General features: G+C 65.0%; 25 protein-coding genes. 21 read left to right on the plus strand and 4 right to left on the minus strand.

Annotation, left to right across the window (positions count from 1 at the left end; translation table 11 throughout):
• Positions 1 to 771 precede the first annotated feature (771 nt).
• The 3 genes from BEI_RS11575 to BEI_RS11585 all read left to right on the plus strand — a co-directional run bounded on the left by BEI_RS11575 (position 772) and on the right by BEI_RS11585 (position 3,748).
• Positions 772 to 1,452 carry a hypothetical protein gene (locus BEI_RS11575; RefSeq protein WP_097789676.1) on the plus strand — a complete coding sequence of 227 codons (681 nt, stop codon included), beginning with the start codon at positions 772 to 774 and terminating at the stop codon, positions 1,450 to 1,452.
• Positions 1,453 to 1,602: 150 nt separating this feature from the next.
• A complete protein-coding gene (locus tag BEI_RS11580; RefSeq protein WP_097789677.1) occupies positions 1,603 to 2,682 on the plus strand; it encodes a YncE family protein in 1,080 nt (359 codons plus the stop codon).
• Between the two features lie 343 nt (positions 2,683 to 3,025).
• Positions 3,026 to 3,748 (plus strand): cytochrome c biogenesis CcdA family protein, encoded by a 723-nt coding sequence (locus BEI_RS11585; RefSeq protein WP_097789678.1) that lies wholly within the window; start codon positions 3,026 to 3,028, stop codon positions 3,746 to 3,748.
• A 216-nt stretch (positions 3,749 to 3,964) separates the two neighbouring features.
• Here the strand turns inward: BEI_RS11585 and BEI_RS11590 are convergent, their stop codons facing one another.
• Both BEI_RS11590 and lgt read right to left on the minus strand, forming a co-directional pair.
• Entirely contained in the window at positions 3,965 to 5,047 is a 1,083-nt protein-coding gene (locus BEI_RS11590; RefSeq protein WP_097789679.1) for a L,D-transpeptidase family protein, read from the minus strand.
• A 14-nt stretch (positions 5,048 to 5,061) separates the two neighbouring features.
• Positions 5,062 to 5,886 (minus strand): prolipoprotein diacylglyceryl transferase, encoded by an 825-nt coding sequence (gene lgt / locus BEI_RS11595; RefSeq protein WP_097789680.1) that lies wholly within the window; start codon positions 5,884 to 5,886, stop codon positions 5,062 to 5,064.
• A 717-nt stretch (positions 5,887 to 6,603) separates the two neighbouring features.
• Here lgt and BEI_RS11600 point away from each other — a divergent pair.
• From BEI_RS11600 to BEI_RS11690, 18 genes are all read left to right on the plus strand, one after another.
• Positions 6,604 to 7,029: a hypothetical protein gene (locus BEI_RS11600; protein WP_097789681.1), complete on the plus strand. Its 426-nt coding sequence runs from the start codon at positions 6,604 to 6,606 to the stop codon at positions 7,027 to 7,029.
• 209 nt (positions 7,030 to 7,238) lie between these two features.
• The gene (locus BEI_RS11605) at positions 7,239 to 7,544 is read left to right on the plus strand and encodes a YHS domain-containing protein (RefSeq protein WP_227644457.1); all 306 of its coding nucleotides are present in this window, start codon (positions 7,239 to 7,241) and stop codon (positions 7,542 to 7,544) included.
• A complete protein-coding gene (locus BEI_RS11610) occupies positions 7,537 to 7,863 on the plus strand; it encodes a DUF5676 family membrane protein (protein ID WP_227644458.1) in 327 nt (108 codons plus the stop codon). The genes BEI_RS11605 and BEI_RS11610 overlap by 8 nt, the downstream gene beginning before the upstream one ends.
• A gap of 399 nt (positions 7,864 to 8,262) precedes the next feature.
• The gene (locus BEI_RS11615; RefSeq protein ID WP_097789682.1) at positions 8,263 to 8,517 is read left to right on the plus strand and encodes an SHOCT domain-containing protein; all 255 of its coding nucleotides are present in this window, start codon (positions 8,263 to 8,265) and stop codon (positions 8,515 to 8,517) included.
• 90 nt (positions 8,518 to 8,607) lie between these two features.
• Positions 8,608 to 11,043, plus strand: a complete 2,436-nt coding sequence (locus tag BEI_RS11620; RefSeq protein ID WP_227644459.1) for a copper-transporting P-type ATPase — start codon at positions 8,608 to 8,610, stop codon at positions 11,041 to 11,043.
• 2 nt (positions 11,044 to 11,045) lie between these two features.
• Positions 11,046 to 11,291 (plus strand): DUF2933 domain-containing protein, encoded by a 246-nt coding sequence (locus BEI_RS11625; RefSeq protein WP_097789684.1) that lies wholly within the window; start codon positions 11,046 to 11,048, stop codon positions 11,289 to 11,291.
• The gene (locus BEI_RS11630; RefSeq protein ID WP_097789685.1) at positions 11,284 to 11,943 is read left to right on the plus strand and encodes a methyltransferase family protein; all 660 of its coding nucleotides are present in this window, start codon (positions 11,284 to 11,286) and stop codon (positions 11,941 to 11,943) included. The genes BEI_RS11625 and BEI_RS11630 overlap by 8 nt, the downstream gene beginning before the upstream one ends.
• 21 nt (positions 11,944 to 11,964) lie before the next feature.
• On the plus strand, positions 11,965 to 12,150 hold the full coding sequence (locus tag BEI_RS11635) for a Na+/H+ antiporter NhaA (RefSeq protein ID WP_097789686.1): 186 nt from the start codon (positions 11,965 to 11,967) through the stop codon (positions 12,148 to 12,150).
• The gene (gene petA / locus BEI_RS11640) at positions 12,147 to 12,728 is read left to right on the plus strand and encodes a ubiquinol-cytochrome c reductase iron-sulfur subunit (protein ID WP_097789687.1); all 582 of its coding nucleotides are present in this window, start codon (positions 12,147 to 12,149) and stop codon (positions 12,726 to 12,728) included. The genes BEI_RS11635 and petA overlap by 4 nt, the downstream gene beginning before the upstream one ends.
• Before the next feature lie 17 nt (positions 12,729 to 12,745).
• Positions 12,746 to 14,548: a DUF3141 domain-containing protein gene (locus tag BEI_RS11645; RefSeq protein WP_097789688.1), complete on the plus strand. Its 1,803-nt coding sequence runs from the start codon at positions 12,746 to 12,748 to the stop codon at positions 14,546 to 14,548.
• Between the two features lie 57 nt (positions 14,549 to 14,605).
• Positions 14,606 to 15,064: an ATPase gene (locus BEI_RS11650; protein ID WP_097789689.1), complete on the plus strand. Its 459-nt coding sequence runs from the start codon at positions 14,606 to 14,608 to the stop codon at positions 15,062 to 15,064.
• A gap of 45 nt (positions 15,065 to 15,109) precedes the next feature.
• Positions 15,110 to 15,625 (plus strand): hypothetical protein, encoded by a 516-nt coding sequence (locus BEI_RS11655; RefSeq protein WP_097789690.1) that lies wholly within the window; start codon positions 15,110 to 15,112, stop codon positions 15,623 to 15,625.
• Complete coding sequence (locus BEI_RS11660; RefSeq protein WP_097789691.1) at positions 15,622 to 16,641, plus strand: bifunctional enoyl-CoA hydratase/phosphate acetyltransferase; 1,020 nt, start codon at positions 15,622 to 15,624, stop codon at positions 16,639 to 16,641. Before BEI_RS11655 ends, BEI_RS11660 begins: the two co-directional genes overlap by 4 nt.
• Positions 16,641 to 18,401 carry a PHA/PHB synthase family protein gene (locus tag BEI_RS11665; protein WP_097789692.1) on the plus strand — a complete coding sequence of 587 codons (1,761 nt, stop codon included), beginning with the start codon at positions 16,641 to 16,643 and terminating at the stop codon, positions 18,399 to 18,401. The genes BEI_RS11660 and BEI_RS11665 overlap by 1 nt, the downstream gene beginning before the upstream one ends.
• 407 nt (positions 18,402 to 18,808) lie before the next feature.
• Positions 18,809 to 19,816 carry an HlyD family secretion protein gene (locus BEI_RS11675; RefSeq protein ID WP_227644461.1) on the plus strand — a complete coding sequence of 336 codons (1,008 nt, stop codon included), beginning with the start codon at positions 18,809 to 18,811 and terminating at the stop codon, positions 19,814 to 19,816.
• Positions 19,813 to 21,543 (plus strand): ATP-binding cassette domain-containing protein, encoded by a 1,731-nt coding sequence (locus BEI_RS11680; RefSeq protein WP_097789694.1) that lies wholly within the window; start codon positions 19,813 to 19,815, stop codon positions 21,541 to 21,543. The genes BEI_RS11675 and BEI_RS11680 overlap by 4 nt, the downstream gene beginning before the upstream one ends.
• On the plus strand, positions 21,540 to 22,685 hold the full coding sequence (locus tag BEI_RS11685) for an ABC transporter permease (protein ID WP_097789695.1): 1,146 nt from the start codon (positions 21,540 to 21,542) through the stop codon (positions 22,683 to 22,685). The genes BEI_RS11680 and BEI_RS11685 overlap by 4 nt, the downstream gene beginning before the upstream one ends.
• 3 nt (positions 22,686 to 22,688) lie before the next feature.
• Complete coding sequence (locus BEI_RS11690; RefSeq protein WP_097789696.1) at positions 22,689 to 23,792, plus strand: ABC transporter permease; 1,104 nt, start codon at positions 22,689 to 22,691, stop codon at positions 23,790 to 23,792.
• Between the two features lie 299 nt (positions 23,793 to 24,091).
• Here BEI_RS11690 and BEI_RS11695 read toward each other — a convergent pair whose 3' ends face one another.
• Both BEI_RS11695 and BEI_RS19285 read right to left on the minus strand, forming a co-directional pair.
• On the minus strand, positions 24,092 to 25,006 hold the full coding sequence (locus tag BEI_RS11695) for a DMT family transporter (RefSeq protein WP_097789697.1): 915 nt from the start codon (positions 25,004 to 25,006) through the stop codon (positions 24,092 to 24,094).
• Positions 25,003 to 25,146, minus strand: a complete 144-nt coding sequence (locus BEI_RS19285) for a hypothetical protein (RefSeq protein WP_227644462.1) — start codon at positions 25,144 to 25,146, stop codon at positions 25,003 to 25,005. Before BEI_RS19285 ends, BEI_RS11695 begins: the two co-directional genes overlap by 4 nt.
• Positions 25,147 to 25,234: the final 88 nt, after the last annotated feature.

Below are 25,234 nucleotides of genomic sequence, written 5' to 3' on the forward strand. Positions count from 1 at the left end.
GACCCTGCCCACTGCGGCGATCTTCCGTTGGGTGCCTTCTGAAGGGGCCTATGCTCACTTCCTTCACATCGGCGCCGGAGGCCGTACCCCGACCAAACATCGCCGGAACGACGCGATGGGCCGAATCCTCTGAATTGACTCGCATCAAGCGGGGGCCCTCGCCGATGGACTAAGGTTGGGGATGGAACCTCGCTACCTCTCCAGGAACCGCCTCGACATGTTTCAGCGACCGTCATCGCTCTGTGTTCCACCTCTCCTGCCCCTGGCTTGGGTCAGGTCCGCGCTGGTGGGACTGGTAGTGGTGGTTGCCCTGTTGCTGAGCGGACATTCCCTGGCTGCCATGGAGCAGACGGGGCAAGCCAGCACCAGCCGGAACAGCGTCTCCACTACGACCCTGGCCGATGTCCTGCAGCGAAACGACCATCACTGCCAGCACGATGAAGGCCCTGACTCGTCAGCCTGGGGACTGGCCCATGGCAAGCGCCAGGAGCCCCAAGGTGATGGTGGTCCCGCCATCGGCATGGCCACCCCTTGTCCCCACCTGCTCACGGCGGTAATTGGCAAGCCCTCTCCTCCAGCCCGTTCCACCCCCCTTCCTCTCTTCCTGCTGACACAGCGCCTGCGTCCCTGAGTCTCCGGCTCAACGAGCCCTACCGGCGAAGCGAAAGATGGTAGGCCTGACGGCCGCACGCCAGGGCTCCCTGCAGACGCTTGAAGCCCGACCCTCCGATGGGCCGGTGCCCGGACAACGCAACCGGAGAGGACAGCACGATGACGAATGATCGGGGCCATCCGCTCGGGGTGACCACGCTCCTGGTGATGCTGGTCGTCCCACCGACTGCCGTGGCGAACGACGATCACGATTCCGTCCCCCAGGCGGAGGGTGAGACAGCCTCGACGGCGCCTTTAGAGCCACAGTCCCTGGAGCACCGAGTCGGCTCCCTCGAGGAGGAACTGGCCAGGGTCGAGGCGAGCCTGGAGGCTCTGCAGCCCGACATGACCATGATCATGCCGAATTTCGCCGAACGCTTTCATGTCATGCACCGAGCCGGAGATGCCGGCGACTGGGCCGTGGCCAATCACGAGTTATTGACGATGCAGCAGATCATCGCCCGGATGCGGCGCTTCGATCCCGAGAACGGTGCTCTGCTCGACGACTACATGTCAGGGCCGCTGAACAACCTCGCGGAACTCATCGAACATCGTGACCGGGAGGCGTTCGCCCAGGCGCTGGAGCAGACGGTTCAGGTCTGTAACGCCTGTCATAAGGCGGTGGGAAGTCCCTTCATCCGGGTCACCCTCGACCCTCCGGAGACACTGAACATGCGCCATCCCCATCAGCTCCGGTCGAGCGAAGCCCCGCGCGAGCACACACACGGCGAAGCGAATGAGGCCATGAGCGACCACATGCCCGATGGCCATCACGAGGGGGAGGCCGCGGATGAACACTAGAGGAACCCCGTGCTGACAGGCCATGATCGATGAGGTCTGCCGATGACGCTTGAGCGATGACGATCTCATCGACGTTGTCCCATGACACCCCGACCGCCTGCTGGCAGTCGCCCACGCCCCCGGTGCCCCAACACTTAGGAAATGCATCTCATGACAAACTCTCTGCAGAGACCGTGGCTGGCTTGTCTCGTAGCCGGCGTCGTCCTCGGCGCCTCGACTGCCGCCATGGCGACCAGCGATCGGGCATTCGTGCCGATGGGCACGGCGGATGCCGTGGGTATCATCGACCTCGATCGTCACCAGGTGATATCGACCGTGACCGATACGATCAACACGCATGGCTCTGCCCTGACTCCCGACGGTGAGCAGCTCATCCTCGGCAGTCTCAGCCCCCATGAGCCCGGCAGCAAGATCGCCCGCCCCGAGGGCGTGACAGAAGACGAGCACGCGGCCCATCATGGCGATGGCGGAACGGCCTCGCAGGAGGGAGCAAGTACCGGCCTGCTCTACGTCGCCGACACGGCCACGAGCCGCATCATCAGGACCCTGGAGGTGCCAGGGCCCGTGCATCATGTCCTGGTCACGCAAGACGGGCAGCATGTCGTCTCGACCCATCCCACCGGCGGCGGCATCAGCGTGGTGTCGCTGGAAAGCGGCCAGGTGATCGCCTCCTTGGCTACGGGGCCGAACCCGAATTACCTGGTTCAGCACGCGGAGGGGGGTAGCATACTGGTCAGCAACGCCGGTAATGGCACCATCAGCGAGGTGGACCCCCAGCACTGGTTCGTGCGGCGCAACATGCGCGTCGGTGGCAGCCCGGAGCATATGGTGCTCTCGGAGGATGGCGAACGCCTGTACGTCAACGATGATAGCGGGGGGAGAACTCTGGCGGTGGATCTCGCGACAGGGAGTGTGGCCGAAGAATACGAGATCGGCGCGGCACCTCACGGCATCGACCTGAGTCCGGATGGCCAGAGGCTCTATGCGACGAGTCAGGGCGACAACCGCCTCGTCAGGATCTCCCTCGAGGACGGCACAGGACACAGCGCCGAGCTATCTCCGGCCCCTTACCATCTCGCCGTGGCGCCCACCGATGGGCGGGTGCTGGTCACCAGCCGCGCAGAACCCCTCCTGTGGATCGTCGACCCGGATTCCCTCGAGGTGTTGCAGACCGTGGAACTGGGGGGCATCGGCCACCAGATATCGCTCCAGGCTTCGCGTTCCAGGTGAATAAGCCGACTGGTCCCCATGCTCCCATCACGCGCTCCAGGCGGGTCACCTGCCCCATTCCCCGATGAGAGTAGATGGGACCTGTCGTAAGGTGTTCGCCTTTCACGATCCGGTCATCGAGCGGTATCGTTGTCTGGATGGCCGTGCCGAGATCCCCGAGGCACGGCCCTGGATCCAGCTGCTGCCGACGACGAAGGCAAGCGAGGCGATGCGCTGCAGCCCAATACTCCATCGCGCGTGTGCCCCCTAGGGGCAGCACGCGCCACCTGACCAATTCCGGCCGGCAACCCTGACAATCGCCGGCCGATCTCCATTCACTTCATGACACCCAGGTAGAAGCTCAGTGGAAACGCTCTCCTCCATCGGCCTGATCGGCGCCCTCTTCGGCGGGCTGCTGTCGTTCTTCTCGCCCTGCACCCTGCCCTTGCTGCCCGCCTATCTATCGGTGGTCACCGGCGGCAGTGCCGGCAAGGCAGATCGGCGCTTCGAGGCGTTGCTGCTGAGCACCTTCTTCGTCTTCGGCTTCAGCGTGGTCTTCATCCTGATGGGCCTGGGGGTCACCAGCATCGGCCAACTCCTTCGCGGCTATCGCCAGGAGCTCAACTGGATCACCGGCAGCATCGTCATCGTGCTCGGCCTGTTCATGACGGGCGTGTTCCGGCTGCCCGTCCTGCAGCGCAGCTTTCAGTGGTCGCCCGAGCTGCGAGGGGGATCTCCCATGGCGGCGACCTTCTTCGGCATCTCCTTTGCCATCGGCTGGACGCCCTGCATCGGCCCGATCCTGGGCGCGATCCTGATGGCCACCTCGACCACCGCCAATGCCCAGGCCGGCATGCTCTACCTGGCGACCTACTCCCTGGGCCTGGCTCTGCCTTTCCTGGCCAGCACCCTGCTGCTCAACAAGTTCAGCCACTATCGGGGCAGTCTCGGCAAGTGGAGTGCCTATGCCCGACCGGTCGCAGGCGTGATCCTGGTCCTCATGGGCTTGCTGATCGTCTCGGGGACGCTCACCCGGCTCTCCAGCATCCTGGTGGACTGGTTCCCGGCCTTGGCCACGATCGGCTGAGGGTGCCGATCGGAATCCAACCGTCGAGTTTCCTGCGACTTCTCGACGTAACGCCATCCATGGTCACGACGTGTTCCGTGGCACCGCGCCAGGCTCGCCCAACACGTTGCTGAAAGCCATGGCGCCCTGGCCGCGTTCCGGGACGACGAAGCCGCCCGTCCACGAGTGTGGTCCCCGGTCCCGGCGCGAATCAGGCGATACCTGACTGCCGGGACGTCACACTTCCGGGGCTTCGTACAAGGCCTGGTCGCCCCCCAGGTGTTCGTAGATGCCGCCGGTCTCGCTCTTCGCCTCGGCCACCACGGGTTGGGGTTCCGGCGCCGGTCGGATAGCGACGGCCTGGCCATCGGCTGCATCCAGCACCCCGCGCAGCTGTTGATAGTCGAGTGCCATGGATTCCCCACCGACAGGCTGACCCAGCAACGTCAATGTATCCAGCAGGTGCGCCATGCCGTTCTCCTGCACCTCCAGCGGCTGGTAGGCCTGCACGTAGGGCGTGCCCTCGTGCCAGCCGGCCTTGATCGGTTGATCGATGATGTTGACCTGGGTGCCGACGGGGACCCGAGCGAAGATCGATTCGATGTCTTCGGGGAACATGCGGATGCAGCCACGGCTGGCACGCATGCCGATGCCGTCCGGCCGGTTGGTGCCATGGATGAGATAGCCGTCGAAGCCGAGCAGGATCGCGTAGTCGCCGAGGGGGTTGTCCGGCCCCGGCGGGACCACCGCGGGAGCCTGTTCGCCACGCGCCGCCGCTTCCTGACGCACCGACTCGGGCGGGTACCAGGCAGGATTCTCGATCCGCATGGTGGTCTCGGTCTTACCGAGAGGGGTATCGAAACCTTCACGCCCGATGCCGATAGGATGGGTCTCGACCCGCGGCGCCTCGCCCTCCTCCACCTCCGGGTAATAGTAGAGGCGGAGTTCGGCGAGGTTGATCACGATGCCCTCGCGGGGCACCGGCGGCAGCAGGCGCTGCGCCGGGATCACTACCTCGGTGCCCTCCCCGGGCATCCACACACTGAGATCGGGATTGGCGCGACGAATCTCCTTATACCCCAGGTTGTGCTCGCGGGCGAGGTCGAGCAACGTCTCCTCGGCCCCCGCCTCGACGGTGTAGTCCTCCCCGATCAGGTCGCCCCGCTCGGGCAGCGGGTAGTGGCCCTTGGGCCAGTCGTCTGGCGCCCCAGCCGCCTGGAGGGGGGCGTTTCCGACGGCCAGCAGCACCACCGCAACCTGCAGCCAGTGCAGAGCCTGAATCACTCCTGTTCGGCCAGACCCATCGGTGTCGATCGTCATGACACTGTCCTCTGTCATCGGGGAGTCGATATGGAACCTTCCGGGTGTCGCTGCTCGTCCAGAGGACGAGATTGGCGACGTGACCACGCCACCAGCGCCATCCCCGCCACCACCATCGGCAGGCTCAGCAGCTGGCCCATGGTCAGCCAGCCGAAGGCGATGAACCCCAGATGGGGATCGGGCAGCCGAACGAATTCCACGATGAAGCGGAAGATGCCGTACAGCAGCAGGAAGAGCCCGGAGATCAGCCCCCGGCGGCGCGGCCGACGCGACAGCCACCAGAGCACCGCAAACAGCACCACGCCTTCCAGGGCAAATTCGTAGAGCGCCGAGGGGTGGCGCGGCTCCGATCCCATGTGCGGGAACGCCATGGCCCAGGGGAGGTCGCTGATCCGCCCCGGCAGTTCGTGGTTGATGAAGTTGCCGAGGCGCCCGGCCCCCAGACCGATCGGCACCATCGGAGCGATGAAGTCGGTGAGCTGGAAGAAGCCGAGACGGTGCTTGCGGGCAAACAGCAGGGCAGCGACCAGGACACCGGTCAGGCCGCCATGGAAACTCATGCCCCCCTCCCAGAGCCTGAACAGCCATAGCGGGTTGGCCAGGAACTGGTCCATGCCATAGAAGAGGGCATAGCCCAGGCGTCCGCCGAGCACGACGCCCAATGCCCCGTAGAAGATCAAGTCACCGATGTCGTCCTGGCTCAAGCCCAGTCGGTGGGCGCGATAGCGACCCAACAGCCATGCCGCCACGAAGCCGACAACGTACATCAGGCCATACCAGTGGACCTGCACCGGCCCGATGGCGATGGCAATCGGATCGATCTGAGGATACTGCATCATCTTGTGTCCATCCCTGTGTGGAAGGGGGGTGATCATTCGCCACATCGGCAGGGGGCCCATCGGCGAGTCATCATCAGTGACCCTTGTCGTGATGCCCCGCCTGTTTGGCACCACGCGTCACGACCGCATGGAGTCATCAAGACGTCGCCATGGGACATCGACGAGGGTGAATGGGCGGATGCCCAGCAGGAGGTCGTCGCTCAGGCGCGTGGAGGGCGATCGAGGCGCTCGGGGAATGTCTGCGGCCAGTTCGCGACGCTTGCCAGGGTTGGCGATAGAGGAATGCCGGACTGGCTCCTGGTGGGAAGTATCCCGGCGGTGCAATTTTCGCAGGGGACACTGCAGGTCATGGCTCCATCATGCGAATCGGCTGCCACCAGCTCGACAGATGACGAAACCGAAATCCGATCCGACTCGACAGCACAGGCATCACCGGCATGGTGACCAGCACTGGCAGCCACAGCGACACCGGGCACTGCCAGGCCGATACCCAGCAGGATACACAGCAGCCATGTCATAACAGAACGGGGCATCGGCGTCGCCTCGTTGCCGGAAGCACGGATCTCGTCGGGAGTATTCCATGACGCTGCTGCAGACGACAACATCGGTCCTGCCCCGGGGTTGTTGGTCCCACATGGACTTGATGCGGATCAAGGGTAAAGGGGCCACCCCTGGGCTATGGTGAAAGAGCACCTCCTTCCACAGGAGCTTTTCCGCATGGCCAAGCATGCCCTGATCCCCAAGCGGTCCACGCGGCCCGCCGTAGCCTGGCCGCGCCTTGGGATGGTCATCCTGCTGGGCATGGTACTGCTGCTCTCCAGCGCCGCCACGGCGGCGGATGTGCCCGCCTCCACCGCGTCTGGCCAGGTTGGCCTCGAGCTTCACTCGGACACGCACGCGAACGCCGAACGCATCGACACGGAACACCCTCGGCCGCACTGCCACCATGGCCATGGCACTCGCCATGCCGGCAGCGCCCTGTTGCGCCTGGAGCGTGAGGACCTGGAGTTCGAGCCCCTTCCCTTGAGCATGACGTTCCCCGTCATGGCGCCTCGAGTTGTCACCGCCTGCGGCACGCCAAGTGCCCTTCCCGCCTCATCGTCGGTTGCAGTCTACCTTTTGACTCAACGCTTCAGGGTCTAAGTCATCCCCATTTCCCTGGCCCCGCGCGATTCCAGACGTCGACGCGCGGGAGGAGCCCGTGCCCCGTCAAGAGAAACACATGAACATTCTCGAGCACGCCCGCGGGTTCGGTGTGGGGCACGACTTAGCGGAAGTAACTATGAGGCATATATGAACGCACTGTTTTACTTCCTGCTTTGGGCAGCGATCCTCTTTTTGATGATGTTTTGATGATGCGCTTTGGCTGTGGTGCCCATGTCATGGGGCATCGCCATGGCAGGAGCAAGCATGGCGAGGATAGCGCAGAGGGTTCACATGCCACCGAGGGGTTGAAATGGATTCCGTCAGCCGTGGACGTCGATCCCGTCTGCGGCAAGACCGTCCGCACCGAAAGGGCCAAGCCGAGCGTCCACGATGGCCACGTCTTTTACTTCTGCTCGCGTGACTGCCGGGAGCGCTTCGAGGCCGCACCCGAACAGTATCTCGCACCCGCAGCAAAGGCCTTGCCTACCCAACCGGAGAACGAAGATGCCTGATGCCGATTTTCCGTCGACGGCCAAGCCGCGTTACGGAACCCGCTTGCCGGTTCAGGCCACGCCACGGATTCCCGTGATCGCACTGGGGTTGAGCTTGGGGCTCTTTCTGGCCGTGACCTTCATCCTATGCGTCGGCTTCGACCTGCTATTTCCCGACCAGGCGATGTATGAGAGTTGGCTGCGCCTGCTTCCTGGTTTCACCTGGCTGAGCTGGCCAAGTTTTTTCCTGGGCCTGGCTGAAAGCTTTGGCTACGGCTGGTACGTGGCCCTGGTCTTCGGCCCGCTCTACAACTTCTTTGCCACACGCTCTGGACGGTGAGAATCGGCGGGAGGCAAGCCCCATGGACAACACATGTCACGCGACAAGCAGTCTTTCAGGCTCGTTTCAGGTTTTTCGACCATATTCGATGTTGCCAAGGAATTGGCAGCGTAAGCGACATCTCCGGCTATCAGCGACGAGTACCGATGTTCATTCCTCGCTGGGGGCAATGGCGGAAGCTAGCGGATACCTCACGCGATACTCACGATGTGCCGGGGGCCACTAACATGGATTCACCCATCAGCACATGCGCTCAGGGTTGATTCCATTCCACCGAAGAAAGCTGACCGGGATCAAGCCCCGCAGGCTTTCACCGCTATCGTTCTTGACCCTTGGGTTACCCACAAGTTTTAGCCTGACATCAGGGCAAGGTATTTCAACATGAAAGGAGATTCCACCATGTGGGGCGACATGATGGCGTATATGGGGAGCTACGGTTGGGGGCATATGCTCTTCGGCGGGCTCATGATGGTGTTGTTTTGGGGCGCCGTCATTGCCTTGGCCGTTCTCCTGGTGCGTGGCCTGACCCGAAGCCGGGGCGAGGCCATTTCTCACCAGCGGCCAACGGCACTGGACCTTCTGCAAGAACGCTACGCCCGCGGCGAGATCGATCAGCAGGAATACGAGCAACGCAGGCGCGATCTGCGGCATTGACGACGCTGCATAGGCACCACGGCGTCCCTCACTCGCGGGAAGGTAGATCCTGAGATTCCCCCAGCCAACCAAGGTCACGGAGACGGCTTCATGACTCAGCAGCACATCACGCGGCGCGAGCACTCGCATCACGATCAGCTGAAGGAAGGCCCAGATGCCGGCTCCATAAAAGCCAGCGATCAAGGGGCTTCCCAGTACACATGCCCGATGCACCCGGAGGTCGTCTCCGACCAGCCGGGTGACTGCCCGAAGTGCGGCATGCACCTCGTGTCCGTGGGACGCGACGACGCTCAGGAGCCTTCCCATCATGATAAGCATGCCCAGTGCCACGGACATGCCAACAACCATGCGGGAAGCGAGCCGGTTCGCGGCGGCAAGTACGACAAGGTGCCGGTCGGGCATACCGGCGCCGTCTACACCTGCCCCATGCACCCCGAGGTGCGTCAGATCACTCCTGGCGCCTGCCCACTGTGTGGTATGGGGCTGGAGCTGGAATCGGCGGCGGTCGGCGATGAAGGGCCGAATCCCGAGCTGGTCGATTTTACCCGACGTTTCTGGGTCGCGGCCGTACTCACGCTTCCGGTCCTGATACTGACAATGAGCCCTTACCTGGGCCTCACGGCCATTCGCGACTTCTTCGGTGAACGCAACGCGATGTGGATCGAGCTGGTGCTCAGTACGCCGGTGATCCTGTGGGCCGGCTGGCCGTTCTTCGTACGTGGCTGGAATTCCTTCCGCACCCTGAACCTCAACATGTTCAGCCTGATCGGCATGGGGGTCGGCGCGGCCTATCTCTTCTCGATCGTCGCGGTTCTGGCGCCCGGCATCTTCCCCGACGGTTTCCGCCGGGAAGACGGCAGCGTCGGGGTCTACTTCGAGGCCGCGGCGGTAATCGTGACCCTGGTCCTGCTGGGCCAGGTGATGGAGCTGCGCGCCCGCGAGGGCACCGGCAAGGCGATCCGGGCACTGCTCGACATGGCCGCCAAGACCGCGCGGCTGATCCGGCCCGACGGCAGCGAAGAGGAAGTGCCGCTGGAAGACGTTCAGGTGGGCGACCGCCTGCGGGTGCGGCCCGGAGACAAGGTGCCGGTGGACGGCGTGGTGGTCGAGGGCCGCTCCTCCGTCGACGAGTCGATGATCTCGGGCGAGCCGGTACCGGTGGAAAAGGTCTCGGGCGACAAGGTCACGGGGGCCACGATCAACGGCACGGGCAGCCTGGTCATGGAGGCCACACGTGTCGGCGCCGACACCATGCTCAGCCAGATCGTCGAGATGGTAGCCGCCGCCCAGCGCTCACGCGCGCCGATCCAGAAATTCGCCGACAAGGTAGCGGGCACCTTCGTCCCCGCAGTGATCGGCGTCGCCATCGTCGCATTCATCGCCTGGGCGATCTGGGGACCGGCACCGGCGCTGTCCTATGCGCTGGTCTCGGCGGTGGCGGTGCTGATCATCGCCTGTCCCTGTGCGCTGGGACTGGCCACGCCGATGTCGATCATGACGGCCACCGGGCGCGGCGCGCAGGCCGGTGTGCTGATCAAGAACGCCGAGGCGCTGGAGCGTTTCGCCAAGGTCGACACCCTGATGGTCGACAAGACCGGCACGCTGACCGAGGGCAAACCGAAGCTGGTAGCGGTGCTGCCGGAAGAGGGACATGACGAGTCCGAAGTGTTGCGTTTGGCGGCCAGCCTCGAGAAAGGCTCCGAGCACCCCCTGGCTGAGGCCATCGTCTCCGGCGCCGAGGAACGCGGCGTCTCCCTCGCCGAGGCCAGCGATTTCGAGGCCGTGACCGGCAAGGGCGTCACGGGCGTCGTGGACGGCCAGTCGGTGGCGCTGGGCAACGCCAAGCTAATGGCCGAACTGGGCCTCGACGGCGCCCGGATCGCCGAGACCGCGAACAGCCGCCGCGACGAGGGGGAAACGGTGATGTTCGTCGTGCTCGACGGTGCCATCGCCGGCCTGGTCAGCGTCGCCGACCCGGTGAAGGAAACCACGCCCGACGCCCTGAAGGCGCTGCACCGGCTGGGCTTTCGCATCATCATGGCCACCGGCGACAACGAGCGCACGGCCAAGGCGGTAGCCGGTCGGCTGGGCATCGACGAGATCCGCGCCGACGTGCTGCCCGAGGACAAGGCGCGCATCATCCGTGAATTGCAGGAACAAGGCCGCAAGGTCGCCATGGCCGGCGACGGGGTCAACGACGCTCCCGCCCTGGCCCAGGCCGATGTGGGCATCGCCATGGGCACCGGCGCCGACGTGGCAATCGAAAGCGCCGGCTTCACGCTGGTCAAGGGCAACCTCGACGGCATCGTCCGTGCCCGCAAGCTGTCGCTGGCCACGATGCGCAACATCAAGCAGAACCTGTTCTTCGCCCTGGTCTACAACGGGGCCGGGGTGCCGATCGCCGCCGGAGTCCTCTACCCGTTCCTCGGCCTTTTGATCGGACCGATGTTCGCCGCCTTCGCGATGAGCGCATCCTCGCTGTCGGTGGTGATGAATTCGCTGCGACTGCGCCGGGTGAGGATCTGATCATGGACGACGACAACCGCTGGCTGGACCGCAGACCGAGCAAGGGCACCTTCTGGCTCATGGTGGCGATCGCCCTGGCCGTGATGGGTTTCCTGCTCTGGGAGGAGCACAAGGTGCACCTGCTCGGTGCCCTCCCCTGGCTGATCCTGCTCGCCTGCCCGCTGATGCATGTATTCATGCACGGTGGGCATGGCGGGCACGGGTCCCACGGCGGGCAGGATGACCACAAGAGGGGGCACGATGAGTAGCGACGCGCCGGCCTACGGCCTGTGGGGCCTGGTCATTCTCAACTCGGCGATCTTCATCTTCTTCGCGTTCAGCTTCTTCAAGCCACAGACGGGCCGAGACTGGCGATCTCTCGGGGCCTTCAGCGCCTTCCTGGTGGCGCTGTTCACGGAGATGTACGGCTTCCCGTTGACCCTCTACTTCCTCTCGGGCTGGCTGCAGTCACGCTATCCGCAGGTGGACTGGTTCAGCCACGACGCCGGGCACCTGCTGGAAATGCTGTTCGGCTGGCAGGCCAATCCGCACTTCGGGCCGTTCCATCTACTGAGCATGGTGTTCATCGCCGCAGGCTTCTGGCTGATCGCCGCCGGCTGGCGGTCGCTCTATGCCGCCCAGCGGCGGGGGGAGCTGGCCACGACCGGACTCTATGCCCATGTCCGGCATCCTCAGTATGCCGGCTTCGTGCTGGTGATGGCCGGTTTCCTGCTGCAGTGGCCCACCCTGCTGACCCTGGCCATGTTCCCGGTATTGGTGTGGATGTACTCACGGCTGGCGATCCACGAAGAGCGCGAGGTGGCGCGCCAGTTCGGTGAGGAATGGCAGGCCTACGCGGCCCGCACGCCACGTTTCATTCCGCGGCTCCGGGTCGCAGAGTCAGATGGCTGGCGCCTGTAAGGCATATCGTACGGGAGGGATATGGTGACCGGCATCAGTTTCACCATGAGCCTGTTCATCGCCGGGCTCGCCTTCGATGCCGCGACGGCCCTGCTCCCGGCTCGCCAGGGCGTGTTGGCCATGGCCGCATTGGTCGAGGCTACAGTGCTGGCAGTAACGCTGCCTCGCTCGGCGGTCTTGCGATCCACGTCCGAGAGCCAGCCATGAAACGCAGACGTTTTCTCGTCGGTGCTACCGTGGTGGCCGGCGGTGCTGGGGCAGTATTCACGGCCGTGCCCTTCGTTGCCTCCTGGCAACCCAGTGCGCGCGCCAAGGCCGCCGGCGCCCCCGTCAAGGTCGACGTCGGCAAGCTGGAAGCGGGACAGCAGTTGACCGTGGAATGGCGCGGCCGGCCCGTCTGGGTATTGCATCGTACCCCGGCAATCCTCGAGCGCTTGGCGACGCTTACCGACTCCGACCGGCTTCGCGATCCCCTCGCCGAGGTAGCCTCCCAGCAGCCGAGCTATATCAGCGGGCCACTGCGCTCGCTCCGGGAGGAGTTCCTGGTGGTCATCGCCATCTGTACCCACCTCGGTTGCGTGCCCCTGTTTCGACCCGAGCCGGGCTCGGTCGGCGACGACTGGCCGGGCGGCTACTTCTGTCCCTGCCACGGCTCCCGGTTCGACTTCGCCGGACGCGTGTTCAAGGCGGTGCCGGCCCCGATCAATCTGGAGGTCCCACCGTACCGCTTCCTGTCCGATCGCCAGATCGAGATCGGCGTCGATCCCGAATCAACGACATCCTGACCTCGAGAGGCAACCCCATGACCGTCCAGACCTCGACAGCCAAAGTTCCCGGGGCTCGCCACGCCCCGCGCAAGCGCGTATCTACCGCCCCACAAGAGGCCACCGACCAGGTGAACGTACCGGGGCTCGAATCGAGCACCCCGCTGAGCCCCCCAGCAGCGGAACTGCTCGCCTATCAGCTCGACCTGTGGCGTCGCACCGTGCGTTACCTGGACACCCTGCGTGAGCGCGCCAACAACATGCTCGAGCACGAGCGGGCCGGCAAGCCGCCGCTGCTCGATTTCGACTACGAAACGGTCCTCGATGGCCGTCGACTGGCGCGCCCCGCCAACTATGCCCTGCTGAGAATCACTCGGGTCGGCGATGACTGCTTGGAGGACTGCCTCGTCGCCAGCAAGCCGCCGGTCATGATCGTCGATCCACGCGCCGGTCACGGCCCGGGTATCGGCGGCTTCAAGCGCGACTCCGAGGTGGGAATGGCCCTCCACGAGGGCCATCCGGTCTACTTCGTGAGCTTCTTCCCGGAGCCCCTGCCCGGCCAGACCCTGGACGACGTCCTGCACGTCCTGCGCCGCTTCGTCGAGGCGGTGGCCGAGCGTCACCCCGGCCAGTCACCGGTGCTCTACGGCAATTGTCAGGCGGGCTGGGCCATCGCGCTGCTCTCCGCCGACTGTCAGGGTCTGGCGGGGCCGGCGGTGCTCAACGGCTCGCCGCTCTCCTACTGGTCGGGTGAATCCGGCATCAACCCCATGCGCCTGGCCGGCGGGCTACTGGGTGGCGCCTGGCTGACCCACCTGCTGGCCGACCTGGGCGACGGCCGCTTCGACGGTGCCCACCTGGTCGCCAATTTCGAGGCCCTGAAGCCGGCGAATACGCTATGGGAGAAGGACTACCAGCTGTTCGCCAATATCGACAGCCAGCGCGAGCGCTTCCTCGACTTCGAGCGCTGGTGGACGGGCTTCTATACGCTGAGCAAGGAAGAGATCACCGCCATCGTCGACAACCTCTTCGTCGGCAACCGTCTCGAACGCGGCGAGCTCACGGTCTGCCCCGGCTGCACCATCGACCTCAAGCGGATCCGAAATCCGCTGGTGATCTTCGCCTCCGGCGGCGACAACATCACCCCGCCCCATCAGGCGCTCGACTGGATCCCCGCGATCTACTCGGACACGCAAGCCCTAAAGGCGGCCGGGCAGCGCATCGTCTACCTGCTCAACCCTCACATCGGGCACCTGGGGATCTTCGTCTCCTCCAGGGTCGCACGCCTCGAGCACCGGGCGATCCTCGAGAGCGTCGGCGATCTGAAGGACCTGGCCCCTGGCCTCTACGAGATGCGCATCGACAACCCCACAGGTGACCCCGACTGCCACAAGCCCCAGTATCGGGTGAGCTTCGAGGAGCGCCACGTGGAGGATCTGGACTATCCCGACCAGGCGCCGACGTTCGACCGGGTACGAGCCCTCTCCGAGTACAACGTAGCCCTCTACGAGACCTTCCTCGGGCCCTGGGTTCGCCTGGCCGTCAATCCGTGGACGGCCGAGACACTGCGCCAACTGCATCCGGCGCGCACCAGCCGGCTGCTGTTCTCGGAGCGCTTCGCCCCCTGGATGAGCGGCGTGAAGTGGCTGGCGGAGGTGGCGGAACCCGCACGAGAACCGCTCGACGACGACAATCCCTTTCGGCAGTGGGAAGCCTTGATGAGCGACTCGATCACCTCGGCGCTGACCCTTGCCGGCACGACCCGCGACAGCCTATGCGAGATAGCCTTTCACAGCCTCTACGGCTGGGGGTTATCGAGTGAGAACGAGGGACGGAGCTGACCCCCGGCTCGGCTCCCGGTAAATACGGTTAGAGCAACTCGACAAGGGGAGCATCGGATGAATATCGAGACCTTTCAGGACCTGATCGACTGGACCCATCAGCTGCATGCCAAGCTGGCAGAATGCTTCAGGCACTGTGCCACCCAGCATGAAGAGGCAAGGGCCAAGTGGTTGCTGGAGTATCTGTCGAATCACGAGGCGACCCTGGAAAAAACCGTGGCCGGTTTCGAGAAACAGGCCGACCCCAAGGCCCTGCACACCTGGGTCTACGACTACCTGTCCCATACCCCTATCACCCCTCACCAGGCGTGCAGTTCTCCCTATGCCGAGATGAGCTTCGATGACATCTGTCGGGAGGTATTCTCACTGCATGACCAGGTCATCGAGCTGTACCGCTACCTGGAAGGACGCGCCGACATCCCCGAGGCTCGGGATCTCGTTCGCGAGCTCTTGCAGTTGGAGGAACACGAGGCAATGCGCCTGGCCCAGCAGACCAACCGCGCCCGAGACCTCTAGATAATCCGGGACCATCCTCCGCCCCTGGAGGAGGAGGAAGCGACGATGCCAAGCCCCCGAGCGGCCATTCTGGCCGTCAACACCGGGTCATCCCGCCTGAAGTTCACCGTTTTCGGCCTGACGGTGGGGCTTCAGCGCCTGGTATGGAGAGCGGCCAGCGGGATCGACACTGCACAAGGTCGCCTCCAGATGACGAATTCGCAGGGAACGGTTGACGACCACCAAGTGCGCCTGGCCGATCATGCCACTGCCATCGAGAAGGTTGATACCCTTCTTCATCAGCAGACGAGTCGACTGACCTTCGTCGGCATCTGGCACGGGGTGGTCCATGTTGGCCCGGATGGCGACTGCCCACAGCGGATCGACGACGGCCTACTGCAGAGCCTGACGCCGCTGGCTCCGCTGCACTTGCCACACAACCTGACCGGAATCACCGCCATGCGCACGCAGTTCCCCGATGTGCCCCAGCTCGCCTGCTTCGACACGGCGTCCTTCCCCGCTCTGCCCGCGGTCGCCCTGCCTGTGCCGCGCACGTTAGCCAACACCCAGGGGGTGACATGACCAACGCGGGAAGCCCCATCGTCCTTAGCACGCTCGATGACCTGATTCAGACGGCCAGAGGCTCGACACCTATCAGGGTCGCGGTCGTCAACGCCGCCCAGACCGCGGTTCTGGAGACGCTTCGCGAGGCGACGAGCCTGGGCATCGCCAAGCCCGTGCTCATTGGCCGTTCCTCCGAGATCCTCGAGCAGGCCACGGGGCTGGGCTGGGACGTCGACCCCCTCAAGGTGGTCGAGGCCGACTCGGAGGTCCAGGCCGCTCGCACCGGGGTGGAACTGGTGCGCAGCGGCCAGGCCGATGCGCTGATGAAGGGACACATCCACACCGACACCTTCATGCATGCCCTGCTGGACAAGGGCCTGAGGCAGCCCGGCCGGCGCGTGAGCCACGTCTTCCTGGTGGACGTGCCCGACTGCCCACGCCTGCTGGCCGTGACCGATGCGGCCGTGAACATCACGCCGGACCTCGATGCCAAGGCACAGATCCTGGAGAATGCCATCGAGCTGATGCACCTGATCGGGCTCGAGCGGCCACGAGCGGCGATCATTTCCGCCGTGGAGACGGTGAATCCGGCGATCGTCTCCACCCTGGATGCCGCCTCCCTGACCTTGATGGCCCGACGCGGCCAGATTGCCGGCGCCGAGGTCGACGGACCGCTGGCTTTCGACAATGCCATCTCGAAGCGAGCCGCGCGCGAAAAGGGCATCGACTCCGCGGTGGCGGGGAAGGCCGACATCCTGCTCATGCCGGATCTGGTGTCCGGCAACGTGTTGGCCAAGAACCTCGAGTACCATGCCGGCGCCACGGCGGCCGGCGTGGTCATGGGGCTGGCGGTGCCGGTAGTGCTGAGCTCCCGGGCCGACCCGCCCGAGGCACGCCTAGCCGGACTGGCCGTGGCGGCGTTGATGTACCGAACGGGCATCCACCTGCCCCTACCCTCCACTGGCGAAGTCGAATCCACCTTCTGCTGTTCCCCGCAACCCGAGTCGGCCTGCTGCCCCCGGGAGGTGCGCTAATGGACACCAAGCCCCCTACTATCACTATCGACGTGCCACCAGCGAGCCCACCGGCGACGACCACCGACCCACGCCTGCATGCCATGGTGAGCCTGTTCACGGGCGGGCTGTCGCCGACCGCGGTCCAGCAGGCCTGGTGGGACTGGGCGCAACACCTGCTCCTGTCGCCGGACAAGCAGGCTGAGCTTCTCGGCAAGGCGCTTCGCAAGTGGCAACGATTCGGCAATTATTGCGAGCAGGCTTGCCGGAACGCTAACTGCGAACGCTGCATCGAGCCGCTGCCTCAGGACAAGCGCTTCCAGGACGCGGCCTGGCAGCGCTGGCCCTTCAACTCGCTCTACCAGGGTTTCCTGCTGCAGCAACAGTGGTGGCATGCGGCCACCACCGGCGTCCCCGGCGTCTCGCGGCATCATGAGGCGATGGTAAATTTCGGTGCGCGGCAGATGCTCGATGTCTGGTCGCCGTCGAACTTCCTCGCCACCAACCCCGAATTGCTGGACCAGACGCGGCGCGAGGGTGGCGCCAACCTGGCCCGTGGCGCCAGCAATCTGCTGGAGGATTGGCGACGCCGCCAGGCCGGCGAAGGGCCGGTAGGGGTCGAGGCGTACCGGGTCGGCCAGAACGTGGCGGTGACGCCGGGCAAGGTGGTCTACCGCAATCGGCTCATCGAGCTGATCCAGTACGCGCCCACCACGCAGGAGGTCCATGCCGAGCCGGTGCTGATCGTGCCGGCCTGGATCATGAAGTACTACATCCTCGACCTCTCCCCGGAGAACTCCCTGGTTCGCTACCTGGTGGCACAGGGCCACACGGTGTTCGTCGTGTCCTGGAAGAACCCGGGCAGCGAAGATATGGACCTGGGCATGGCCGACTACCGGCGGCTGGGCGTCATGGCGGCCCTCGACACCGTCACGGCCATCTGCCCGGAGCAGCGCGTCCACGGCGTGGGCTATTGCCTGGGAGGAACCCTGCTGTCGATCGCCGCGGCCGCCATGGGACGGGACGGCGACGATCGCCTGGCCAGCCTCACCTTGCTTGCCGCGCAGACTGACTTCAGCGAGGCCGGAGAGCTGATGCTATTCATCGACGAGGATCAGGTGCGCTTCCTCGAGGATCTCATGGCCGTCCGGGGCTATCTGGACACCCGCCAGATGGCCGGCGCCTTCCAGCTGCTGCGTTCCCAGGACCTGATCTGGTCGAAGATGGTCCGCAGTTATCTTGTCGGTGAGCGGCCCCCCATGTTCGACCTGATGGCCTGGAACGCGGATGGCACTCGCATGCCGGCGCGCATGCACAGCGAATACCTCCGGTGGCTGTTCCTCGACAATGACCTCGCCGGCGGGCGCTACCGGGTGAACGGACGGCCTGTTTCCCTGACCGATATCGAGATTCCCGTGTTCGCCGTGAGCACGCTCAAGGACCATGTCGCCCCCTGGCGCTCCGTCTACAAGGTCCAATGGCTGACGCGGGCGGATGTCACCTTCGTGCTGTCCAGCGGCGGGCACAACGCCGGCATCGTCAACCCGCCCGGCGATGCACACCGCTTCCACCAGATCTCGACCATCCAGCCTGACGCTCCCTTCATGGATCCGGACGGCTGGCAGGCCACTGCCGCGCATCATGACGGTTCCTGGTGGCCCTGCTGGCAGGGCTGGCTGGCCGATCACAGCACCCAGGGCGTGCCCTCCCGTGAGCCGGGAGTCACCAAAAGCCATCAGGCGCTTGATGAGGCGCCCGGATATTACGTACGAGAGCGCTGAGCCTATTACGGCAAAAACGGCAGATGCGTACCTCGGTGCGGGTTGACACGGCATCTCAGCCCGCATGCAGGCAATGAAGTGGGTAGAAAAACGGGGGACTGGTAACAGTGAAACGAGACAGGGTTGGGCGAAGAACATTCGTGGATCCGGTTTGCGGAAGGCAGATTGATTTCACTTCCTCCGCCATGGGAAGTGAGTATCAAGGAAAGCGCTATTACCTCTGTTCCTTAAATTGCCGAAACGGTTCGAAGCAGAGCCCGAACGGTTTGTTCGAGGGATGAGGGATGATTTAAGACCTTGATCGCTGGAGCTTGAAATGGAGATAGCGAGTTCAATTTCGACATCCTCATCGAGCTCCCCATTCGCATAGAGCTCGATGGGCTCCGGATAATGGGAGGGCGATTCCTGTGCAGATTTCGAAGCGCACGATCGTCGCCGCGTCGGTTCTCCTTGTGCTGGCCGGCGTGGCCGGCCTCGGCTGGATATACTCTGGGGATCCGCGCGAAAACAGCGATCGACTGGAGCTGTTGGGCAATGTCGACGTTCGTCAGGTCAATCTGGCGTTCGAGGTCGCGGGACGGGTTGCCACGGTCACCCAAGAGGAGGGCGACACCGTTGCGACAGGACAGACCGTTGCCTCCCTCGAGACGGCGGACTTCGAAGACGAGGTCCGCCTGGCCCGATCACGCCTCGAGCGCCAGGCGGCCGTGCTCGCCGCGCTGGAAGCCGGCACGCGGCCGGCGGAGATCGACCAGGCCCGCGCCCGGGTCATGCAGCACGAGGCGGCGCTACGCCTGGCCCAGGCCACCCTGCGCCGCCAACAGGAACTGGCGGCCCGCAATCTCGCCTCGCACCAGGTCCACGATGAGGCGAAAGCGCGCCTGGACGAAGCCCGGGCCCAGCTGCGTGCCGCCGAGAAGGCTCTCGCACTGGCGGAGGCCGGGCCGCGACGGGAAGACATCGAACAGGCCCGCGCCCAGCTCAATGCCGATCGGGCCGCGCTCAATCTCGCCCAGCGACGCCTCGCCGATGCGACCCTGATCGCGCCCAATGGTGGCATCATCCTGACCCGCGTACGCGAGCCGGGTACCGTCGTAGCGCCGGGTGACACTATCTATACCCTGTCTCTGACCTCGCCGGTCTGGATCCGCACCTACGTGGACGAACCCGAGCTCGGCCGCATCTATCCGGGTATGCCGGCCGAGATCCACACCGACTCGGGCGGCATCTACCGGGGCCAGGTCGGTTTCATTTCGCCGCGTGCCGAATTCACGCCCAAGACGGTGGAGACCCGCGAGCTCAGAACCAGCCTCGTCTATCGGCTGCGGGTGATCGTCGAAAATCCGGACAACGGCCTCAGGCAGGGCATGCCGGTGACGGTGGTCCTGCAACCGAACCAGGGGGATGAATCATGACCGAGACGCTCGCCCGAATCGATGGGGTCACAAAACGCTTCGTCGAGGAGGGAACGCCCGCCATCGAGGCGCTGACCACGCGCATCGAGGCCGGCCGGGTCACCGGTCTGGTCGGCCCCGACGGGGCCGGCAAGACCACGCTCCTGCGCCTCATGGCCGGCCTACTGCTCCCCGACGACGGCACCCTCCACATCTGCGGCTTCGCTCCGGCCGCAGACGTCATCGCCCTGCACCGTGTCGTCGCCTACATGCCCCAGCGTTTCGGCCTCTACGAGGAGCTGTCGGTGATCGAGAATCTCGAACTCTCCGCCGATTTGCGCTCGGTGGTCGGGACGGAACGGGAGGAAGCCCTCGCGCGACTGCTGACGTTCACCGGGCTCGCGCCCTTCACCCGGCGACTCGCGGGCGCGCTCTCCGGTGGCATGAAGCAGAAGCTCGGCCTCGCCTGCGCCCTGATCAAGCGCCCCCGGCTGCTGCTGCTCGACGAACCGAGCGTCGGGGTCGACCCCCTCTCGCGGCGCGAGCTCTGGCGGCTGGTCTACGCGCTCGTCGATCAGGGGATCGGGGTGGTCTGGAGCACCGCCTATCTCGACGAGGCCGAGCGCTGCGCCTCGGTGCTGCTGTTGAGTGGCGGCAAGGCGCTGTACCAGGGGCCGCCCCAAGCGCTGACCCGACGCCTCGAGGGGCGGACCTTCCTGGTGCGTAACATGAGCGGTGAGCGACGCGCCGTGCTGACGCGCGCCCTGGAAAGGCCCGACGTGATCGACGGCGTCATCCAGGGGCGCAGCGTTCGGCTGGTGGTCGGCCAGGATGGCGTGGCTCCAACACCGGCCAGCCTCGATGCCGGGTCCGAGGCGGTGATGACAACGGTGCCCCCGCGCTTCGAGGACGCCTTCATGGATCTGCTCGGCGGGGGCCCGCGAGGCCGGTCACCTTTCGCGGAGGGCGGCCCGTCCCGCGAGCAACCGGTCGACAGCGTCGTCGAGGCCGAGGGGCTGACCCGCCGTTTCGGAGCCTTCACCGCCGTCGACGGGATCCGCTTGCGGGTCGGGCGGGGCGAGATCTTCGGGCTGATCGGCCCCAATGGCGCCGGCAAGTCGACGACCTTCAAGATGCTCTGCGGGTTGTTGCACCCGACGTCCGGCACGGCCCGGGTGGTGGGGCTCGATCTCGCCAAGGCCCCGAGTCAGGCACGCGCGCGGCTCGGCTACATGGCGCAGCAGTTCTCGCTCTATGGCGACCTGAGCGTAGGCCAGAACCTGAACTTCTTCGCGGGCATCTACGGGCTCGGCGGCCGCCGGCGACGCAACGCCCTGGAACGCATGGTCGACATCTTCGCCCTCGGCCCCTATCTCGGCGTCAATGCCGGCACCCTGCCGCTGGGCTTCAAGCAACGGCTGGCGCTCGCGTGCGCGGTGATGCACGCCCCCGACGTGCTGTTTCTCGACGAACCCACGTCCGGGGTCGACCCTCGCACCCGGCGAGAGTTCTGGTCGCATATCAATGCCATGGTGGCGAACGGTATGACCATCATGGTCACCACCCACTTCCTCGACGAGGCGGAGTACTGCGACCGCATGGCCTTGGTCTATCGCGGTCGTCTCATCGCCACCGGCGCGCCGGACGATCTGAAGGAGCGAGTTCGCTGTGCGGGCCGGCCCGAGCCGACCCTCGAGGATGCCTTCATCGCCCTGGTCGAAGCCGACGACCGCAGGAGCGCGGCATGAACGCGGACGCCTCGCCGGGCAGGCAGAAGCTTCGCCGGGTCCTCGGCCTGGTGCGCAAGGAGACCCGCCAGGCCTTACGCGACCCGAGCAGTATCCTGGTCGCCGCCGTCTTACCGCTGATCCTGCTGTTCCTGTTCGGTTACGGCGTCACCTTCGACCCACGCTTCTTCACGATCGGTCTGGTGGACGAACAACCGACGCCCGAGAGCGGTAGCTTCACCGCGGCGCTCTCCCATTCACCCTATTTCCGGATTGAATCCGCTCGCGATCGCCGCCACTTCGAGGCGGATCTCGTCGCCGGCGATATTCACGGTATCGTCGTGCTGCCGACCGATTTCGCCGAGCGGGCTTACCGTGGTGAAAGCGCGCCGATTCAGGTCATCGTCGATGGCAGCGATCCCAATACCGCCGATCTGGTGGACAATTATCTGGAGCTGCTGTGGGCGAACTGGCTCGAGCAGGAGTCGATCGACCGGGCTCGTCCCCTAGCGCCCGGAGCCGTCGAGCTCCGATCGCAGGTCTGGTTCAATCCGGAGCTCTCGAGCCGCCACTACCTGGTGCCCGGTGCCATCGCCATCGTTCTCACCCTGATCGGTGCGCTGCTGACGGCGCTGGTCGTCGCTCGCGAGTGGGAGCGGGGCACCATGGAGGCCCTGCTCGCCACCCCCATCGGGATCCTCGAGCTCCTGGCCGGCAAGCTGGTGCCCTACTTCCTGCTCGGCATGGGCTCCATGGCGCTGTCGGTCGCCACCGCCGTCTTCCTGTTCGGCGTGCCCTTCCGCGGCTCCTTCGCACTGCTGGCGCTGGCCTCGGCGCTCTTCCTGTGGGCCGCCCTGGGCCAGGGGCTCTTGATCTCGACGGTGACCCGCAATCAGCTGGTCGCAGCGCAGATCTCCATTCTGTCGGCCTTCCTACCGGCCTTCTATTTCTCGAACTTCGTCTTCGAAATCGACAGCATGCTTTGGGCCCTGCAGCTCATCAGCTATGCGGTGCCCGCCCGCTACTTCGTCTCGACCCTGCAGACCCTATTCCTCGTCGGCGACGTCAGCAGCGTGCTCCTGCCCGACCTGCTGGGGCTCAAGGCGATCGCCGTCGGCTTCTTCACCCTGACCGCCGTAAGCACGCGCAGGCGACTGGAATAGAACATGTGGCGACGCATTCTGGCATTGATCATCAAGGAGCTGCTGGCCAGCGCCCGCGACCGGCAGACGCGCTGGGTGGTGCTGTTCTCGCCACCATTCCTGCTGCTGGTCTACGCCTTCGCCATCACCCAGGAAGTCACGAACGTCTCGATCGCGGTCCTCGATCAGGACAGGGGACGGGAAGCCCGCGAGCTCGTCAGTCGCTTCGCAGGGGGCGAGACCTTCACGCGCATTCGCTATCTGAAAGGCGTGGCCGAGATCGCGCCGGCGCTCGAGACCCAGGAGGTGAGCATGGTGCTTCACCTCGGACCGGACTTCTCACATCGGATCGCCGCCGGGGAGCGCGCCCAGGTCCAGCTGCTGCTCGACGGGCGGCGCACCAACGCGGCGCAGATCCTGCTGGGCTATGTCACGCGTATCGTCGCGCAGTTCAACGAGACACTGAGCGAAGGCAGCTCGCGCCCGCCGACCGTGGTGATCACACGAGCCTGGTTCAACCCCAACGTCGAGCCACTGTGGTCGGCCGTCCCCGCCCTCTTCGCGGTCCTGACCGCAGTGGTCGGCTTCATGGTCTCGGCACTGGCCGTCGCCCGCGAGCGGGAGCTCGGCACCTTCGAGCAGCTGCTGGTCTCGCCGCTCCAGTCGGTCGAGATCCTCGTCGGCAAGACACTACCGGCGCTGCTCATCGCGCTTGCCAGCGCCAGCGCCATGCTGGCACTCGGCGGGATCGTGCTCGAGGTGCCGTTGAGGGGCTCGCTTATCGGGCTATACGCCGCCATGACCGTGTATCTCGCCGCCATCATCGGCATCGGGCTGTTCATTTCCTCGCTGGCCTCGACCCAGCAGCAGGCCGTCATCGGGCTGTTGCTCTACATGGTGCCGGCGGTGCTGCTGTCCGGCTATGCGACCCCGGTGGAGAACATGCCCGACTGGCTGCAGTGGCTCGCCGCCACCAACCCGATCACTCACTTCATCATCATCTGCAAGGGCATATTCCTGAGGGCCGTGCCCGCGGAGGTCATCCTCCGTCATACCTGGCCGATGGCGCTGATCGCGACCACCACGCTCGCGGCCGGCACCTGGCTGTTCCGGCGACGTGTCGCCTGACTGTGATCTATCAACGCGTTCGCGAACAGCCGGCTCACCGTCCTCCTTCCAACGAAGCCTGCCTCTGAGCCGGCGTCGCTGGGCAAGCAAGCCGCATAGGCCAGCCTCGGACTCCATCCGCCCCTGGGCACTCAAACGCCAAGAGGTGTCGAACCGGCAGCTACAGCTTGAGAAGGAGTCCGTTCCGACTTGACCAGAACTTGCCGCAGCGTCCGAATCCCCGAGTAAACACCCGTTGGTGCGTGCACACTCGGCCAGGCTCTTGGCAAAAAGCTGATGTATTTCATCCTCGGCGAAGTCTATACGCACTGACAGGGATGCACGGCCTGGCGTTCCCGACCCCGCGACATCTCGCGGGTCAGCCAGAAGCCGGCGCCGAGCAGCAAGGCGCCGCCATAGATCATGCCACGGCCCGGCACCTCCGCGAAGATCAGGAAACCCAGGCTCGAGGCCACCACCGGCGAGACGATGATATCGACCAGGGCATAGACATTGGCATTGAGCGACTTCAAGACGATGGAGATGCCGAAATAGGCGAAGCCCGTGGACACGATGCCCAGGCTTGCGGCCCAGAGCATCACCGGCAGTTCCACGCCAAGCGCCGGATAGGCGATCGTCGTCGCCAACTGGCCGGGACCGGTGATCAACAGGAACGGCGAGAGCGCCAGCGCTGCGACCAGCAGCGACCAGGCGATGTCATTCCCGGTCTCGGTCTTGCCCTCGTAGCGCATGTAGGTGACCATCGCGGCATAGATCGCCCCGGTGGCCAGCGCCACGAAGTTGCCCAGCATATGGCCGCCGCCGAGCGGATTGGCCAGCGCAATGCCGACCAGGGCGACGGCGAAGATCAGGACATAGCTCCTGCGCGCCTTTTCACCCAAGAATAGCGCCGAAAAGATGAACACGAAGAATGGCGCGATGCTCCAGAAGATCACCGCATTGGCGATCGGCACCAGCGACATGGCGAAATTGAAGACGCCGCCCTGAGCGGCGATCAGTACGCCGATGATGGCGGTGTCCTTGACGTTGCCCTTGGGAAACCGCGGCCGTTGCCGAGTAGCAAGAGCCCGCGCCAAGAACAGGAAAGCGGCCGCGAAGGCCATGGCATAGAAGGTCAACTTCTGGATCGGAATCCGCCCATCGGTGAGCTTTACGAACACGCCGATGGTCGCCTCGGAGACCGTGATCAACGCAAGCAGAAGGAGGGTATTCATACCTGGCTTCCCTTGCTCCCCAGACGCGTGATATCGATCGCTTCGGCACCGGACTCGTCGAGACAGGCGGTCTCCACCTGCAGTGTGGCGAAGAAAAAGCCGTAATGATCCTTGAGCATGCTATAGGCGGCTTTGAGCACGGCCTGTGGATCGGTGTCATCGGAGATTCGCAGGTGCGGAGAATACGTAACGGCCGCTGGTCAATGCCCAGGCGTGGACGTGATGGGC

The sequence above is a fragment of the Halomonas beimenensis genome, from assembly GCF_002549795.1.
In the GTDB taxonomy this organism is placed as follows: domain Bacteria; phylum Pseudomonadota; class Gammaproteobacteria; order Pseudomonadales; family Halomonadaceae; genus Halomonas; species Halomonas beimenensis.